This window comes from Mycobacterium sp. pR1184 (genome assembly GCF_041287235.1).
GTDB lineage: Bacteria > Actinomycetota > Actinomycetes > Mycobacteriales > Mycobacteriaceae > Mycobacterium.
In genome coordinates, this window is record NZ_JBGGKR010000032.1 from 1 (window position 1) to 417 (window position 417).

The 417-nt window shown below is 68.6% G+C and carries 1 protein-coding gene; it reads right to left on the reverse strand.

The annotated features are described in order from the left end of the window. The coding region (locus tag ACAG21_RS28090) for a DUF222 domain-containing protein (protein WP_370499513.1) at window positions 1–417 on the reverse strand (417 nt) is incomplete at both ends.

Consider the following 417-nt stretch of genomic DNA (forward strand, 5'->3'; position numbering starts at 1 on the left):
AGCCGCCCACGGTGCAGCCGGGTGCGGTGCAGCCGCGGTCTTTGGCGTACAACACGATTCGTTGTCCCGGTGAGGCCAGCCGTTTGGAGTGATAGAGGCCGACGGGTTTGCTCTTGTCGAAGATGGCCAGGTAGTGGTGGGCGTGGCGGGCCAGCCGGATCACATCGCTGATCGGTAGGCGGGTGCCGCCGCCGGTGATCCCGTGGCCGATGGCGGCTTCTAGCTCTTGCAGGGTGGTGGACACGATGATGGTGGCGGGTAGCCCGTTGTGCTGGCCCAGCGCCCCGGAGGCCAGGACCGCGCGCAGCGCGGCATTCAACCCGTCGTGATGACGCTGCGCCGCTGAGCGGGGATCGCCGTCGATGGCCTGTTGGCTGGGTGCGCCGTCGATGCAGGGGGTGTGGTCGTCGGGGTTGC